Genomic DNA, 14429 nt, shown 5'->3' on the forward strand with positions numbered 1-14429 from the left:
AAATTCTTAAACAGTATTTTTAAGAATATCCAGCTCCTGCCTAAGATGCGCTCACACCGCACGCGCCGTTGGTGAATCGGCCGGTGGTCAACCCATTAGGAGCAGATACCCATGAGCGCAACCCTCCGTAGCCTGGACGGCCAGGACGAAGCCAACATCCTGCGCGAAGTGCAGAGCGCCCTGCGTGGCCTGCGTTTCGGCGCCGTCGAGATCACCGTGCACAACGGCCAGGTCGTGCAGATCGAGCGCAAGGAAAAATTCCGTCTGCAACAGAGCCCGGGCAAGCCTGCCTGAGCCTCGAGCGAACCGTCTGGACACCCGGAGCGTCGCCATGACCGTACTGCCCCACCGGTACTGCAGCTGCCAGCCACGAATGCGTGGCTGACATCGCCCCCCGAAAGACCCTGCCAAACAAACATAAAGAACTGCATTTTTTTCAGGAGCTGCACATGTCCATCCGCCGTTTCGCCCTGGCCGCCCTCGCCAGCGCCTTGATTGCCGGCCCGGTTTCCGCCGCCACCCAACTGCTGAACGTTTCCTACGACCCGACCCGCGAGCTGTACCAGGCCTACAACGCCGCCTTCATCAAGCACTGGAAGGCCCAGGGCGGTGATGACCTGACCGTGCAGCAATCCCACGGTGGCTCGGGCAAGCAGGCCCGCGCCGTGATCGACGGCCTGAAGGCCGACGTGGTGACCCTGGCCCTGGCCGGCGACATCGACGAACTGAACAAGCTTGGCAAGCTGCTGCCCGCCGACTGGCAGGCGCGCCTGCCCGACAACAGCACTCCCTATACCTCGACCATCGTGTTCCTGGTGCGCAAGGGCAACCCCAAGGGCATCAAGGACTGGGGCGACCTGACCAAGCAGGGCGTGGAAGTCATCACCCCGAACCCGAAGACCTCCGGCGGCGCCCGCTGGAACTTCCTGGCCGCCTGGGCCTGGGCCAAGAAGCAATACGGTAGCGACGAGAAAGCCCAGGAATACGTGCAGAACCTGTACAAGCACGTCCCGGTTCTGGACACTGGCGCCCGCGGTTCGACCATCACCTTCGTCAACAACAACATTGGCGACGTGCTGCTGGCCTGGGAAAACGAAGCCTTCCTGGCCAAGAAGGAACAGGGTGGCGAGAACTTCGAGATCGTCGTTCCGTCCATCTCGATCCTGGCCGAACCGCCGGTGGCCGTCGTCGACAAGACCGTCGACAAGAAGGGCACCCGCAAGGTCGCCGAGGAATACCTGAAGTACCTGTACAGCGAAGAAGGCCAACGCATCGCCGCGCAGAACTTCTACCGCCCGCGTGATGCCAAGGTCGCTGCCGAGTTCGCCAGCCAGTTCCCGAAACTGAACCTGGTGACCATCGACAAGGACTTCGGCGGCTGGAAATCCGCACAGCCGAAGTTCTTCAACGACGGCGGCATCTTCGACAAGATCTACCAGGCGCAGTGATGTGCCACCCGCCCGGCACTGCGCCGGGCGGTCCGATCCGGCGGGCGGTGCACAGCCCGCCGGAACGAAAACCCCCGCCCCATGGCGGGGGCTTAACGCGTTCACGAGAAAGGACAGACAATGTCGCGACGCATCTCCCCGGTCATACCCGGCTTCGGGCTGACTCTGGGCTACACCCTGGTGTACCTCAGCCTGTTGGTGCTGATTCCGCTGGGGGCCATGTTCCTCAAGACGACCCAGCTTTCCTGGGATCAGTTCTGGACCATCATCACCGCGCCGCGCGTCATCGCTGCGCTCAAGCTGAGCTTCGGCACCGCGCTGATCGCCGCCCTGATCAACGGCGTGATCGGCACGCTGCTGGCCTGGGTGCTGGTGCGCTACCGCTTCCCCGGCCGCAAGATCATCGACGCGATGATCGACCTGCCGTTCGCCCTGCCCACCGCCGTGGCCGGCATCGCGCTCACCGCGCTGTATGCGCCCAACGGCCTGGTCGGGCGCTTCGCCACCGAGATCGGCCTGAAGATCGCCTATACCCCGCTGGGTATCACCCTGGCGCTGACCTTCGTGGTGCTGCCCTTCGTGGTGCGCACGGTGCAGCCGGTGCTGGCGGATATCCCGCGTGAAGTCGAAGAGGCTGCCGCCTGCCTGGGCGCCAAGCCATTGCAGGTGTTCCGCCACGTGCTCCTGCCAGCGCTGCTGCCCGCCTGGCTGACCGGTTTCGCCCTGGCGTTCGCCCGCGGTGTCGGCGAATACGGCTCGGTGATCTTCATCGCCGGCAACATGCCGATGAAGACCGAGATCCTGCCGCTGCTGATCATGGTCAAGCTGGACCAGTACGACTACACCGGCGCCACCGCCATTGGCGTGCTGATGCTGGTCGTCGCCTTCGTCCTGCTGCTGCTGATCAACCTGCTGCAGCGCCGCATCGAAACGCCTTGAGGAGCGCGCCATGAGTACCGCAAGCCTTTCCGCCGCGGCCGCTGCCAACGCTGCTCGCCGGGGTAATGTCTGGGGCCGCCGCGCCCTGATCGCGCTGGCCTGGCTGGCCTTTGCGCTGTTCCTGCTGCTGCCGCTGTTCGTGGTGCTGAGCGAGGCACTGAAGCAGGGCTTCGGCACCTTCTTCGAAGCCATCCTGGAGCCCGATGCGCTGGCCGCACTGAAGCTGACGCTGATCGCCGTGGGCATCTCGGTGCCGCTGAACCTGGTGTTCGGCGTCGCCGCTGCCTGGTGCGTGACCAAGTTCGAGTTCCCCGGCAAGAGCATCCTGGTCACCCTGATCGACCTGCCGTTCTCGGTCTCCCCGGTGATCGCCGGTCTGATCTACGTGCTGCTGTTCGGCGCCCAGGGCTACTTCGGCGAGTGGCTGTCGGACCACGACATCCAGATCGTCTTCGCCGTGCCCGGCATCGTCCTGGCCACCCTCTTCGTCACCTTCCCCTTCGTCGCCCGCGAACTGATCCCGCTGATGCAGGAACAGGGCACGCAGGAAGAAGAAGCCGCACGCCTGCTCGGCGCCAACGGCTGGCAGATGTTCTGGCACGTGACCCTGCCGAACATCAAATGGGGCCTGATCTACGGCGTGGTGCTCTGCACCGCGCGGGCCATGGGCGAGTTCGGCGCCGTGTCGGTGGTCTCCGGGCACATCCGCGGCGTCACCAACACCCTGCCGCTGCACGTCGAAATCCTCTACAACGAGTACAACCACGTCGCCGCTTTCAGCGTTGCCACCCTGTTGCTGTTGATGGCCCTCGTCATCCTGCTGCTCAAGCAGTGGAGCGAGTCGCGCCTGTCCCGCACCAAAGTCAAAGCTGACGATGAATAAGTGAGAGCCCAGCCATGAGCATCGAGATCCGTAACGTCAGCAAGAACTTCAATGCCTTCAAGGCGCTGAACGACATCAACCTGGACATCCACAGCGGCGAATTGGTCGCCCTGCTCGGCCCGTCCGGCTGCGGCAAGACCACCCTGCTGCGCATCATCGCCGGCCTGGAAACCCCGGATGCCGGCAACATCGTGTTCCACGGCGAAGACGTCTCGCAGCACGACGTGCGCGACCGCAACGTCGGCTTCGTGTTCCAGCACTACGCGCTGTTCCGCCATATGACGGTGTTCGACAACGTCGCCTTCGGCCTGCGCATGAAGCCGAAGAAGGAACGCCCGAGCGAAGCGCGCATCGCCGAGAAGGTTCACGAGCTGCTCAACATGGTGCAACTGGACTGGCTGTCCGACCGTTACCCGGAACAGCTCTCCGGCGGCCAGCGCCAGCGTATCGCCCTGGCCCGCGCCCTGGCGGTGGAACCGAAGATCCTGCTGCTCGACGAACCCTTCGGCGCCCTCGACGCCAAGGTGCGCAAGGAGCTGCGCCGCTGGCTGGCGCGCCTGCACGAGGAGATCAACCTGACCTCCGTGTTCGTCACCCACGACCAGGAAGAAGCGATGGAAGTCGCCGACCGCATCGTGGTGATGAACAAGGGCGTGATCGAGCAGATCGGCTCGCCGGGCGAAGTCTATGAGAACCCGGCCAGCGACTTCGTCTACCACTTCCTCGGCGACTCCAACCGCCTGCACCTCGGCGGTGACGAACACGTGCTGTTCCGTCCGCACGAGATCTCGCTGTCGCGCTCCGAAGTGGCCGAGCACCGCGCCGCCGAGGTCCGCGACATCCGCCCGCTGGGCGCGATTACCCGCGTGACCCTCAAGGTCGACGGCCAGGACGAGCTGATCGAGGCCGAAGTGGTGAAGGACCACGACAGCCTGACCGGCCTGGCGCGTGGCGAGACGCTGTACTTCAAGCCGAAGGCCTATCAGCCGGTGGCCAACATCTGATCCGGCAAACCGCTTTTCTGTAGGAGCGAGCTTGTTCGCGAGCAAGCTCGCTCCTACAGAGAGCCTCTCGCGCTTCCCCATGGCTTTCAAACCCTCGTATCCTGCCGACCTTGCTTTCAACAAGGCCCGGCCATGTTCGACGCCCTCCCCCAGCACCTCGAACTGATCATCCTCACCTTCCTCCTCGCCGGCCTGGTGAAGGGCGTGGTGGGTCTCGGCCTGCCCACCGTGGCCGTCGGGCTGCTCGGGCTGGTGATGCCGCCGATGCAGGCCGCCGCGATCCTTGTCGTCCCCTCCACCGTCACCAATGTCTGGCAACTCGCGGCCGGCCCGCGCTTCCTCGGGCTGCTCAAGCGGCTCTGGGGCATGCTCGTCGGCATCGTCGTCGGCACGCTGTTAGTGGGCTGGCTGCTGGCAGGCGAAAGCTGGTCGGCTGCCACGCCGCTGCTGGGCGTCGCACTGATCCTCTATGCGCTGCTGGGGCTGTCGAACAAGCGCTTCAGCGTGGCGCCGCGGCATGAACGCTGGCTGTCACCGCTGATTGGTCTGATCACCGGCGGTGTCACCGCCGTGACCGGCGTCTTCGTGATTCCCGCCGTGCCTTTCCTGCAGGCCCTCGGCCTGGAGAAGGATGATCTGGTGCAGGCGCTGGGGCTGTCGTTCACCGTCTCGACGCTGGCCCTGGCGATCACCCTCAGCCAGCACGGTTCGCTGTTGCAGGCAGACGTGCTCGGCCTGTCGTTACTGGCCTTGCTGCCGGCGCTGGCAGGCATGTACCTGGGCACCTGGCTGCGTTCGCGGATCAGCCCGCTGGCGTTCCGCCGCTGCTTCTTCGGCGGGCTGTTGCTGCTGGGCGCGGACCTCGCAGTTCGCGGCCTGTAACTGCTCTTTTGTAGGAGCGAGCTTGTGACCCACAGGGATGTGGGGAATGCCGTTATCCGAAGGGAACGGATTCGGCCTCGCGAACCCAGCCGCGTAGGGCGCATAACGCCTAGGGCGTTATCCGCCATTCCGGCGGATAACCCGTGCCGGGTTATTCGCCCTACCAGAGCTGGTGAACAACGCCGAGATTGCGCCCCGAAGGGAAGTAGCTCACTTCTCGTCCAGATGACGGATCAGGAAATCCCGGCTCGACTCGACGATCGCCTTCTGCGCCTGTTCGCTGGCCACCATCCGCGCCAGCACCAGCGCGCCGACACATTGCGCCAGCAGGGCCCAGGCGTCTTCCGCCGAGCCCAGCACTTCAGCCCAGGCCTGCTGCAATTCCAGCAGCGCATCCTCGGCACTTTGTCGCACTGACTCGTCAGCACGGGCAATCTCCGCGCCCAGCGCCGGAATCGCGCAACCGGCAGCCGAATCCTGCACATGGGTGACGTTCAGGTAGCGCTTCAACCCGCGCTCCAGGCGCGCGCGGTCGAGCACCTTGCCCTTCGCCGCGAGGCGCTCGACGCTCTGGCTCAGCTCGCGCTCGACGATGGCGGCGAACAGTTCGTCCTTCGAACCGAAGTGGTTGTAGAACGCCCCGCCGGACAGCCCCACGGCCTTCATCAGCCCGTCCACGCCGGTGGTGGCGAAACCGCCCTGCTTGGCGAGCGAGCCGCTGCTGTCGAGCAGGCGCTGGCGGGTTTCTTCCTTGTGGGTTGCTGAGTAGCGCATGGAGCGCCTCCGTCGAAGCGGTTGACGATGCGTTGGATAATAACATAACGTTCGTTTACCTAACGACCGTTTACCAAATTTCGCGCACCCCAGAGGAAACGAGAATGTCGAACAAGAAAGTCGTCCTGGTCATCGGCGCTGGCGATGCCACCGGCGGCGCCATCGCCCGCCGTTTCGCCCGCGAAGGCTACGTCGCCTGCGTCACCCGGCGCTCGGCGGACAAGCTGCAGCCGCTGGTGGATGCCATCCGCGCCGAAGGTGGCGAGGCCCACGGTTTCGCCTCCGACGCCCGCAAGGAAGAAGCGGTGATCGAACTGGTGGAGACCATCGAGCGCGACATTGGCCCCATCGAAGCCTTCGTCTTCAACATTGGCGCCAACGTGCCGTGCAGCATCCTCGAGGAGACCGCGCGCAAGTACTTCAAGATCTGGGAAATGGCCTGCTTCTCCGGCTTCCTCACCGGCCGCGAAGTGGCCAAGCGCATGGTCAAGCGCCAGCGCGGCACCATCCTGTTCACCGGCGCCACGGCCGGCCTGCGCGGCGCCTCGGGCTTTGCCGCCTTCGCCGGGGCCAAGCACGGCATCCGCGCCCTGGCGCAGAGCATGGCCCGCGAACTGGGGCCGATGGGCCTGCACGTCGGCCACGTGGTGGTGGACGGCGCCATCGACACCGAATTCATCCGCGAGAACTTCCCGCAGAAGTACGCGCAGAAGGACCAGGACGGCATCCTCGACCCCGAGCACATCGCCGACAGCTACTGGTATTTGCATTCGCAACCGCGCGATGCCTGGACCTTCGAACTCGATCTGCGCCCCTGGATCGAGCGCTGGTAATCCCCTCATAACGACAACAAGAAGAGAGCCACTCATGAGCAAATCCGTCGAGTTCTACTTCGACTTCGGCAGCCCGACGTCCTACCTGGCGTATACCCAACTGCCGGGCATCTGCGCCGAAGCCGGCGCCGAGCTGGTCTATCGTCCGGTGCTGTTGGGCGGCGTGTTCCAAGCCACCGGCAACGCCTCACCCATCGCCGTGCCGGCCAAGGGTCGCTACACGCTGATCGACATGACCCGCTTCGCCCGCCGCTACGGCGTGCCGATGAAGATGAACCCGCACTTCCCGATCAATACCCTCACCCTGATGCGTGCCGCAACTGGCATCCAGCTACGCCAGCCGGAGCGTTTCGAGGCGCTGCTGGCCTGCGTGTTCAGGGGCATGTGGGTGGATGCGCTGAACCTGGGCGACCCGGCGGTGCTCGGCCCGTTGCTGGCCGAGGCGGGCTTCGACCCGCAGGCGTTGCTGGCGCTGACCGCCGAGCAGGAAGTGAAGGATGCGCTGAAGGCCAACACCGAGGCGGCCATCAAGCGCGGCATGTTCGGAGCGCCGACCTTCTTCGTCGGCAACGAGATGTTCTTCGGCCAGGATCGCCTCGACTTCGTTCGCGAAGCGCTGGCGTAAAGCGGTTCGCGAGCAACACCTACAGCAGCGCCAGTGACCACTTACGTAGGATGGCGTGGAGCGCAGCGATACCCATCGATTCCGTGCACCGACCGCATGGGTATCGCTGCGCTCCACCCATCCTACCAACTGGCGTAAAGCTCGCTCGCGAACATCACAGCGCCAGGACAGCCGAGCGACGCAGGCCGAAGAACTCCAGTTCGGCGAACAGCAGGACTACCAGCGCCTGGCCGATGACGAAGGCATAGCCCAGGGCGGTCGGCTGCACATAGCCGGTCACCAGCAGGGCAGCGCTCTCCACCACCCACAGCGCGTTCAGCGCGATCACGGCCCAGACTCCGGTGCGCGACAGCGCCGGCTGATTGGACATCCAGTAGAGCACCAGCGCCATCGGCAACAGGACGATGCCGGCCACCAGCAGCAGGACGAACGGCAGGCCCAGCAGCTGGCCTAGCGGTTGTGCGGCCAATGCCATCAGCAGGCCCATGGCGCCGCCGGCCAGGGCGTCGGCCTTGAGGGTGAGACGAAGCAGCGGGGACGGTTGCAGCAGGGTCATGGCGGAGCTCCTTCAAGGGTCGCCACCGGTTGGCGGCGTGTGGCTGAAGAATCCGCCTGGGACGTAGGTGCGTCGATTACCTGACAGGTAATGGCCGTTACGGGGTGGGAGGTCTATCGTTCGAAACCATGAACAGTCCAGCCATGAACAGTCCAGCCCAACCGGTCGGCGCCCTGCTCCGCCAATGGCGCCAGCGCCGCCGGCTCAGCCAGCTCGACCTCGCCTGCGACGCGGAGATTTCCACGCGCCACCTGAGCTTCGTCGAAACCGGACGCGCCCTGCCCAGCCGCGAGATGCTCCTGCACCTGGCGGAACAGCTGGACATTCCGCTGCGCGAGCGCAACCGCCTGCTCAGCGCGGCGGGCTACGCCCCGGTGTATTCGGAGAAAGGCCTGGACGATCCGGCGCTGACCGTGGCGAAACAGGCCATCGACCAGTTGCTCAAGGCCCACGAGCCGAACCCGGCGATGGTCGTGGACCGCCACTGGAACCTGCTGGCGTCCAACCGCACGGTGGATATCTTCCTGCTCGGCGTCGACCCGGAGCTGCTGCAGCCGCCGATCAACGTGCTGCGTATGAGCCTGCACCCCAAGGGCCTGGCGCCGCGCATCCTCAATCTCGGGCCGTGGAAGGCGCATGTAGTGGAGCGCTTGCAGCGCGACTACGAGGCCAGCGGCGACCCGGCATTGGCGGCGTTGCGCGACGAGGTGGCAGCCTATCCGGCGCCGCCCTACGACGAGGCAGCCAGCGGCGACATGGTGCTGATCCCGGTGCAATTGCAGACCGAACTGGGCGTGTGCAGCCTGATCGGCACCATCACGGTGTTCGGCACGCCGGTGGACGTGACGCTGTCGGAGCTGGCGCTGGAAACCTTCTTCCCCGCCGACCCCGACAGCGCACGAATCCTGCGCCAGCTCAGCGGTACGGAGTGAGCTGAATCAGGCGGTCGCCTTCTTCTCGCGGATGCAGGTGGGGCCGGCGCGCTCTTCCACGGCGTGGCGCACTTCATCGCGCAGGCCGAGCAGGAAGGCCGCTTCGGCAGCGACGAACAGCGGGCCGACGATCAGCCCGGTGAGATCATCGACGAACGCCGGCTTGCGCCCCTCGTACCAGTGGCCGACGAACTGGATGATCCAGCCCACCACGAACAGGCCGATCCCCCAGGCGAGCCAGGACGCCGTGGTGCCGGCTGCAAATGCGGCGCCGACCCATAGCGACAGCGCCAGCAGCGCAGTCATCAGCAGGCCGAAGCGCAGGTCCAGGCGCAGGTAGAAAACGACAGAGGCAAGTGCCAGCAGCGTGGCCGGTGAGACCAGCAGGCCGGCCAGCTCGAAGCCGGGGCGCGACAGCAGGGTAGCGATGGCCAGCACGATCATCGGGATGCCGATGAAATGGCTGACGATGTTCCGCCGGTCACGGTGGTAGGCGGCATATTGGGCAAGGTGGTCGACGAGCGTTTTCATTGTTGTTCTCCCGCAAGGTACTGGCATCATGGCGATGTGCGCCTCGCCACTCTGTCAGCTAGCCGACATTACCCATGACCGACGCCAAGCCCTACCTCTCCCGCCTGCCGGAAGGCCGCTGGTTCCAGACCCTCCCGGAGGGCCTGCGCCAGGCGCTGTGCGACGCCGCCCTGGTGCGCCGCCTACCCGCCGGCCAGCGTCTGTTTGCCCGCGGCGATGCGCCCTGCGGCCTGTACTGCGTGGTGGAAGGCGCGATGCGCGTGAGTGTGGTCGGCGAAAGCGGCAAGGAAGCGCTGCTGGCCCTGGTGGAAGCGCCCAACTGGTTCGGCGAGATCTGCCTGTTCGACGGCCAGCCGCGCACCCATGACGCCTACGCCGAAGGCGCCACCGTGCTCTTGCAGGTGCCCCTGGCGCCGCTGCAGGCGCTGCTGGCGCTGCACCCGGAATACTGGCGCGACTTCGCCCTGCTGATGAGCCACAAGCTGCGCATCACCTTCGCCGTGCTGGAAGAGCTGTCGCTGTTGCCCGCCGCGCCACGCCTGGCCCGGCGCCTGCTGATGATCGCCGAGGGCTACGGCGAGTCGGCCACCGCCAAGCGCGAGTTGCACCTGCCCCAGGACCAATTGGCGGCCATGCTCTCGCTGTCACGGCAGACCACCAACCAGATTCTCAAGGACCTGGAAGCCCAGGGCATCGTGCGCCTGAGCTACGGCGGCATCGAGATCCTCGACCGCGCACGCCTGCGCCAGGCGGCCCACGCCTGACCTCTGCCAGCCCGTCTAGAAAAAAAGCCAGGCGAGTCTCGACAACCTACGATGGCCGAGCCCGTCACCCCCTCGCTCTAATGCACCCGCCGCCGCGCTGGCCCCGACTCGCCAGCGCCGAGCCGGCACCCGAACCTTCAGCATGACAGCAAGGCGGCCAGCGCCACGCGCCGGCCGCAAGGGAATCCTATGCGCCTTTCGAAACTCCTCTGCGCCCTCGCCCTGACCGCTCCGGCCCTGGCGATGGCCGACGACAGCGGCCTCTACGTCGGTGGCGGCGTGACCCGCCTCGAAATCGACGACCGGTCCTTCGATGACCACGACAACAGCTACAAGCTGTACGCCGGTTACCGCTTCAACAATTACCTGTCCCTGGAAGGCGCGGTGGTCGACTTCGGTGACATGAGCGACGGCAAGAAACACTTCGACGGCGAGTCGCTGCAAGCCAACGTCCACCTGGGCTTCCCCATCGGCCAGCGCATCCGCCTGTATGGCATCGCCGGCGTGCATGCCTGGCACGCCGATGACGATGCCGCCGGCAAATCCGACGACGTGGACGCGCTCTACGGTTTCGGCGGTGAAATGGATGTGATCGGCGGCCTGGGCGTGCGCCTGGAGCAGGAGTACCTGGACGTCGGCGACATCGACCTCGACCAGACCACCCTTTCGGCCTACTGGCGTTTCTGACGCCCGTCTGCCCCGCAAAGCCCGGCGGAGGTTCGGCTCTCCCCAGAGCAGTCCTCCCCCTCCCGAACCTTCCGCCGGCACCGGTTCAGCTGCACAAATCACTCTTTCGGACGGTTGCAGCGGCAAGGTTCGCAGCTAGCCTAGGGATAGCTGCATTTCTGGCGCCAGAGAACACGCGCCCGGGCGAATCAGGCAGCTCACAATAACAAGAAGGACGCCTCCGCCATGTTCCGAAAGCTCGATGTCTATCGCGGTTTCCTGCTGTGCTGTTTCGGACTCCTCTCCCTCGCCGCCCAGGCCAACCTGCCCAGCGAGGAACTGCAATTGCAGACCCTGCAGGTCTACACCTGCCGCTCGATAAACAGCCTGTTGCTGCTGCGCGGCGAAGGCTTCCAGGAAACCCACGCCGCCCAGCTTGAGAAGGACCTGGCCACCCTGGACAAGGCCGTCAAGGGCTACCCCAAGGCCGACGACGCCCTCAAGAAGGCCCATGCGGAATTCGTAACGCAGATCCGCAATGGCGTTTCCTACGGCCCCAAGGAAGAAGACCTGCCCTGGCGCTACAACCAGGACCTGAGCCGTGCCCTGCGCGAGCTGCTCAACCAGGTCGAGCGCTTCGTGCCGGCTACCGCCGACGCCAATCAGATTCCGCTGTGGGAACTGCCGGTGCGCGTCGAGTACCTGGCCACCCAGTACCTGGGCCGCGCGTACATCAGCGGCCTGGAACTGGCCCGCGAACAGCCGCAGGAATACCTCGGCCAGGACGAGAGCGTGCTGGTGCCGCTGCTGACCCAGCGCATCGATCAGTTGCCCGATAGCGATGCGACCAAGAAACTGCGCACCCGCTGGGAATACCTGAGCAAAGCTCTGCTGGACATGAACAGCAAGAGCAACAGCGGCATCAGCGCTTCCGGCCGGCCCTGGGCTCCGATCATCGTCGACCGCAATGCCCGCGCCGTTTCCGGCCAGCTCATGCTGATCAGCCAGCAGTAGCGCCTCAGGCCGGGATCGCCTCGGGTTCCGGCTCCGCCACGGGTACCGCGGCAGCGCTCTCCACCACAGGCGGCGCCTGCATCTCGTCACGGTCCAGGTCGGCGGCCCGGCCGACCAGCAGCGGGTCAGGCGCGTGGGCGATCTTCTCGTCCTTGCCGGGGTAATCCAGCGTGTGCAGGAAGTGCCGCAGGCAGTTGAGGCGCGCACGCTTCTTGTCGTCGGACTTGATCACCACCCAGGGTGCATCGGCGGTGTCGGTGTGGAAGAACATCGCTTCCTTGGCCTGGGTGTAGTCATCCCACTTGTCCAGCGACTGGATGTCGATGGGTGACAGCTTCCAGTGCTTGAGCGGGTCGTCGCGGCGCGAGACGAAGCGGCGCAGTTGCTCCTCGCGGCTCACCGAGAACCAGTACTTGAAGACCAGAATGCCGTTGCGCACCAGCATGCGCTCCAGCTCCGGGGTCTGCTGCATGAACTCCAGGTACTGGCGCGGCGAGCAGAAGCCCATCACCCGCTCGACGCCGGCGCGGTTGTACCAGGAGCGGTCGAAGAAGACGATCTCCCCGGCCGTGGGCAGGTGCTGGATGTAGCGCTGGAAGTACCACTGGCCGCGCTCGGCGTCGCTGGGCTTCTCCAGGGCGATGACCCGCGCGCCACGCGGGTTGAGGTGCTCCATGAAGCGTTTGATCGTGCCGCCCTTGCCCGCGGCGTCACGGCCCTCGAACAGCACGACAACGCGCTGGCCGGTCTCCTTCACCCAGCTCTGCACCTTCAGCAGCTCGACCTGCAGCTGCTCCTTGAGATGTTCGTATTCCCTGCGCTGCAGCCGCTTGCGGTAAGGGTAGAAGGCCGGCAGTTCGGCGGACGTAGAGTCCTCGTTGCTGCCGCGCGGCGCCATGGCCACTTTCAGCGCAACCGGGCCATGGCTCTGGGCGCGGATTTCCTCCGCGCCATCGGTTATCGGTGGCTTGGCGGCGGCCGGCGCCCGGCTGGCAGTCTTGTTGGCACGACGTACCGGGGCGGTTCTGCTGGTGACGGTCTCGGACATGGTCTCCTCCGGTGAGACATTGAGTGGTCAGGGGACTTCCCACTCTCTGCCCCAGCGGGGCGAGCCTTCTTGACCGGCATCAATCTCATCGAGCGAGCTCGTCTCAATCCACCCAGCAACCGGCTACAGCCAGCCTTTGTACTTGAACCAGTAGTAGGGAATGATCGCCGAGATCACCATCGCCACCAGCGCCATCGGGTAACCGGCCAGCCACGCAAGCTCGGGCATGTGCGCGAAGTTCATGCCGTACACCGTACCCACCAGGGTCGGTGGCAGGAACAGCACTGCGGCGATGGAGAACACCTTGATGATGCTGTTCTGCTCGATGTTGATCAGGCCCAGGGTGGCGTCCAGCAGGAAGGTGATCTCCCCGGCCATCTTCGTCTGGTACTCGCTGAGCGAGCGCACGTCGCGCTCCACCGACTTCATGCCCAGCTTCACCTCGTCGCTGATCCAGCCGTTGCTGCCCTGGCGGAAATAGCTCAGCGGCCGGCTGATGCTCAGCAGGCTCTCGTTGAGCTTGGACAGCAGCGAGTTCTTGCGCCCGAGCTGTTTGACCACTTCCTGCAGGTCGGCCTTCTCGTTGGCCGGGCCCTCGCGGAAGATGCTGGTGCCCAGGCTGTCGAGCTGCTTCTGGACGTTCTCCAGCACGTCGGCAATGCGGTCCACCACGCTGTCCATCAGGGTCACGAACAGCTGGTCGCTGCGCCCCTCGCAGCCGCCGCGCTGGGTGCGCGATTCGAAGGTACGGAAGGCCAGCAGATCGGTGTAGCGCACCGTCACCAGCCAGTGCGGCGTCAGTACGCAGGTGACCTCCGAGGTGCTCGGCTTGTGCTCGCGGATGCCACCGACCACGGTGGTGGTCATGTACAGCGCGCCCTTGCTCTCGTAGAAGCGCGAGGAGTCCTCGATCTCGGCCATCTCTTCCTGGGTCGGCACGTCGACCTCGATGATCGACTCCAGCAACTGCTCCTCTTCCGCCGTGGGCTGGAACAGGTCGATCCACAGCGTTTCCTTGGGCATGCCATGGCATTCGCTGCCGTTGTGGCGCACCAGGCGGTCGCCGACCAGGGTGTAATAGGTGATCATGTCGCCCGACAATCCTTTACAGCCAGAAGTTGATCCGCAGGTTGGCCAACTTCCCGGCGCTTCACAAGCCCATCGGAGAACACTGTGATGAGCGAACACGACGACAGCGAAGAGTCCTTCGCCGAAGACACCCTGATCCAGGCCATCGAGAACCAGATCGAGAGCGAGAATCCACCGGCGGCCCGCGCAGTGTTCAACAAGCTGACCCTGGTCGGCTACGAGCGCGAAGATGCCCTGCACCTGATGGCCCTGGTGCTCGCCCACGAGATCGAAGCGATGCTGGCCGATGACCGCCCCTTCAACGGTGAGTGGTACGAACAGGCACTGCGCGCGCTGCCGACACTTCCGGACGGTACTGTTGCCGAATGAGACAGCGGCATAACACCGCTTGCCGAACCGGCGGGACTTGAGACTACACTGGAGCCTCATTGACCATCGGGA

Annotated in this window: 18 protein-coding genes; 13 read left to right on the forward strand and 5 right to left on the reverse strand. The window is 65.1% G+C overall.

Annotated elements, in window-relative coordinates; genetic code table 11:
- Positions 1-111: 111 nt before the first annotated feature.
- The 6 genes from oscA to RS899_RS25335 all read left to right on the forward strand — a co-directional run bounded on the left by oscA (position 112) and on the right by RS899_RS25335 (position 5156).
- On the forward strand, positions 112-294 hold the full coding sequence (gene oscA, locus RS899_RS25310) for a sulfur starvation response protein OscA (RefSeq protein ID WP_017520779.1): 183 nt from the start codon (positions 112-114) through the stop codon (positions 292-294).
- A gap of 155 nt (positions 295-449) precedes the next feature.
- On the forward strand, positions 450-1448 hold the full coding sequence (locus RS899_RS25315; protein WP_024762120.1) for a sulfate ABC transporter substrate-binding protein: 999 nt from the start codon (positions 450-452) through the stop codon (positions 1446-1448).
- 120 nt (positions 1449-1568) lie between these two features.
- The gene (gene cysT, locus RS899_RS25320; protein ID WP_017520777.1) at positions 1569-2387 is read left to right on the forward strand and encodes a sulfate ABC transporter permease subunit CysT; all 819 of its coding nucleotides are present in this window, start codon (positions 1569-1571) and stop codon (positions 2385-2387) included.
- 10 nt (positions 2388-2397) lie between these two features.
- Positions 2398-3270: a sulfate ABC transporter permease subunit CysW gene (cysW, locus tag RS899_RS25325; RefSeq protein WP_045215472.1), complete on the forward strand. Its 873-nt coding sequence runs from the start codon at positions 2398-2400 to the stop codon at positions 3268-3270.
- Positions 3271-3284: 14 nt separating this feature from the next.
- Positions 3285-4274 carry a sulfate/molybdate ABC transporter ATP-binding protein gene (locus RS899_RS25330; protein ID WP_065348185.1) on the forward strand — a complete coding sequence of 330 codons (990 nt, stop codon included), beginning with the start codon at positions 3285-3287 and terminating at the stop codon, positions 4272-4274.
- A gap of 132 nt (positions 4275-4406) precedes the next feature.
- On the forward strand, positions 4407-5156 hold the full coding sequence (locus tag RS899_RS25335; protein WP_054911330.1) for a sulfite exporter TauE/SafE family protein: 750 nt from the start codon (positions 4407-4409) through the stop codon (positions 5154-5156).
- A 210-nt stretch (positions 5157-5366) separates the two neighbouring features.
- Here the strand turns inward: RS899_RS25335 and RS899_RS25340 are convergent, their stop codons facing one another.
- Complete coding sequence (locus tag RS899_RS25340) at positions 5367-5930, reverse strand: TetR/AcrR family transcriptional regulator (RefSeq protein ID WP_065348186.1); 564 nt, start codon at positions 5928-5930, stop codon at positions 5367-5369.
- A gap of 104 nt (positions 5931-6034) precedes the next feature.
- On the opposite strand from RS899_RS25340, the gene RS899_RS25345 reads away from it, so the two are divergent.
- Positions 6035-6763 carry an SDR family oxidoreductase gene (locus RS899_RS25345; RefSeq protein ID WP_024762115.1) on the forward strand — a complete coding sequence of 243 codons (729 nt, stop codon included), beginning with the start codon at positions 6035-6037 and terminating at the stop codon, positions 6761-6763.
- Between the two features lie 34 nt (positions 6764-6797).
- Entirely contained in the window at positions 6798-7388 is a 591-nt protein-coding gene (locus RS899_RS25350) for a 2-hydroxychromene-2-carboxylate isomerase (protein ID WP_315808350.1), read from the forward strand.
- A 154-nt stretch (positions 7389-7542) separates the two neighbouring features.
- On the opposite strand, the gene RS899_RS25355 is transcribed toward RS899_RS25350, so the two are convergent.
- Complete coding sequence (locus RS899_RS25355; protein ID WP_315808351.1) at positions 7543-7944, reverse strand: hypothetical protein; 402 nt, start codon at positions 7942-7944, stop codon at positions 7543-7545.
- Between the two features lie 143 nt (positions 7945-8087).
- On the opposite strand from RS899_RS25355, the gene RS899_RS25360 reads away from it, so the two are divergent.
- Complete coding sequence (locus RS899_RS25360) at positions 8088-8876, forward strand: helix-turn-helix domain-containing protein (RefSeq protein ID WP_045215457.1); 789 nt, start codon at positions 8088-8090, stop codon at positions 8874-8876.
- A 6-nt stretch (positions 8877-8882) separates the two neighbouring features.
- Here the strand turns inward: RS899_RS25360 and RS899_RS25365 are convergent, their stop codons facing one another.
- Complete coding sequence (locus tag RS899_RS25365; protein ID WP_233297543.1) at positions 8883-9407, reverse strand: DUF962 domain-containing protein; 525 nt, start codon at positions 9405-9407, stop codon at positions 8883-8885.
- Between the two features lie 74 nt (positions 9408-9481).
- Here RS899_RS25365 and RS899_RS25370 point away from each other — a divergent pair, with 74 nt between their 5' ends.
- The 3 genes from RS899_RS25370 to RS899_RS25380 all read left to right on the forward strand — a co-directional run bounded on the left by RS899_RS25370 (position 9482) and on the right by RS899_RS25380 (position 11851).
- Complete coding sequence (locus tag RS899_RS25370) at positions 9482-10171, forward strand: Crp/Fnr family transcriptional regulator (RefSeq protein WP_315808352.1); 690 nt, start codon at positions 9482-9484, stop codon at positions 10169-10171.
- A gap of 189 nt (positions 10172-10360) precedes the next feature.
- The gene (locus RS899_RS25375; protein WP_054910823.1) at positions 10361-10858 is read left to right on the forward strand and encodes an outer membrane beta-barrel protein; all 498 of its coding nucleotides are present in this window, start codon (positions 10361-10363) and stop codon (positions 10856-10858) included.
- Between the two features lie 225 nt (positions 10859-11083).
- Positions 11084-11851, forward strand: coding sequence for a hypothetical protein (locus RS899_RS25380; RefSeq protein WP_315808353.1), 768 nt, complete (start codon positions 11084-11086; stop codon positions 11849-11851).
- Between the two features lie 4 nt (positions 11852-11855).
- On the opposite strand, the gene ppk2 is transcribed toward RS899_RS25380, so the two are convergent.
- Together ppk2 and RS899_RS25390 are read right to left on the reverse strand one after the other, a co-directional pair.
- Positions 11856-12749, reverse strand: a complete 894-nt coding sequence (gene ppk2 / locus RS899_RS25385; RefSeq protein ID WP_175405523.1) for a polyphosphate kinase 2 — start codon at positions 12747-12749, stop codon at positions 11856-11858.
- 273 nt (positions 12750-13022) lie between these two features.
- Positions 13023-13988 carry a magnesium transporter CorA family protein gene (locus tag RS899_RS25390; RefSeq protein WP_233297545.1) on the reverse strand — a complete coding sequence of 322 codons (966 nt, stop codon included), beginning with the start codon at positions 13986-13988 and terminating at the stop codon, positions 13023-13025.
- An 87-nt stretch (positions 13989-14075) separates the two neighbouring features.
- Here RS899_RS25390 and RS899_RS25395 point away from each other — a divergent pair, with 87 nt between their 5' ends.
- Complete coding sequence (locus RS899_RS25395) at positions 14076-14357, forward strand: hypothetical protein (RefSeq protein ID WP_054910827.1); 282 nt, start codon at positions 14076-14078, stop codon at positions 14355-14357.
- Positions 14358-14429 lie beyond the last annotated feature (72 nt).

Origin of the sequence: Pseudomonas sp. C9-3, from assembly GCF_032392015.1 — a bacterium.
Classification (GTDB): domain Bacteria; phylum Pseudomonadota; class Gammaproteobacteria; order Pseudomonadales; family Pseudomonadaceae; genus Pseudomonas; species Pseudomonas nitroreducens.